The sequence below is a fragment of the Stutzerimonas stutzeri genome (assembly GCF_024448985.1).
GTDB classification, from domain to species: domain Bacteria; phylum Pseudomonadota; class Gammaproteobacteria; order Pseudomonadales; family Pseudomonadaceae; genus Stutzerimonas; species Stutzerimonas stutzeri_AP.
Window position 1 is genome coordinate 1 of record NZ_JAMOII010000049.1, and the last position, 1203, is coordinate 1203.

The 1203-nt window shown below is 58.0% G+C and carries 1 protein-coding gene; it reads left to right on the plus strand.

The features are described from left to right. Nucleotides 1–235 precede the first annotated feature (235 nt). Nucleotides 236–1198, plus strand: a complete 963-nt coding sequence (locus NA647_RS19580) for an IS110 family transposase (RefSeq protein ID WP_256059167.1) — start codon at nt 236–238, stop codon at nt 1196–1198. Nucleotides 1199–1203 lie beyond the last annotated feature (5 nt).

Below are 1203 nucleotides of genomic sequence, written 5' to 3' on the forward strand. Positions count from 1 at the left end.
CGGGCCTTGTATGGTTTCCACGCAAGTCCTAAAAGGGACTTGTCAGGGTGGAGGGGGCAAACGGGCCTTCCGGCCTTTCGGCACGGACTGTGGGAGATTTAGCCCCCACCCTTCTCATCCAAACGCCGATAGAGAATCCATCGGCGGAGCCTGCCGCTCATGACCGACGAAATGTTGCAAGCCAGCGTTCGATGAGCCCTGACAAGTGAAATTACCTTAGCTTGGAGGGCCAGTCATGGCAAAGCCCATTGAGTCAATCATGGTCGGTATCGATGTCAGCAAGGCCGAGCTGGTGGTGGCTCGCAGTGATTCGCAAAGCATTGCGACGATAGGCAACACGCTGCAAGCGATCCGCAGCTGGCTGAAGACTTTGCCTGCCGGGTCTCATCTTGCCCTAGAGGCGACGGGCGTTTATCACCGCAGGCTGACGTCACTCGCTCATCAGGCGGGTCATGAACTCTATCTGCTGGACGGGTATCGACTCAATCGATACCGCGACGGCGTGGGTGGCCGCGCCAAGACCGATCCGGCCGATGCGCGGCTGATCCTGCGCTACGTGAGTAAGGAACTGGGCGACCTTAAGCCGTGGGTGCCGCCACAGGATGCGTTCTATCGCGTCCAAGGCCTGATGCGACGTAGGGCTTCGCTCGTGCATGCCCGCGTGGCTCTGGCTCAAAGCTTGGGAGATATGCCAGAACTCAAAGCCTCGTGTCAGCGCCTGAGCAACAATATCAAGGACATTGAGAAGCTGATCGAACGCCTCCTCAGGGATGCGATGAATGAAGTGGGCTGGTGGCCGGATGCTCAACGCTGCCTAGCCATTGAAGGCGTTGGCGATCTCACCTCCATCGCGTTGGCCAATACCTTTCACAGGGGAGCATTCAAGAGCAGCGATGCCTTTGTAGCCTACCTGGGGATGGACGTTCGGGTCCGCGACTCAGGAAAGCAGATTGGACGTCGACGGTTGACCAAGAAAGGCGATCCGGAGCTGCGCCGCCTGTTATACAACGCGGCCATGTCGGCGCGCAGAACGAAAGCCTGGGCCGGTGTGTATGAGACCTACCGAGGCCAGGGGCTGAAGACGACACAGGCCTTGGTGAAACTTGCCCGAAAGCTGGCGCGCATCGCCTTCGCCCTGATGAAAAATCAATCAACATATCGACCGAAAATGCCAGTTGTATGTTGTGCCGCACCATAGAATCT

Coding starts and splice junctions, on each gene's coding strand:
- NA647_RS19580 (WP_256059167.1), top strand. CDS start 236: ATGGCAAAGCCCATTGAGTCAATCATGGTCGGTATCGATGTCAGCAAG.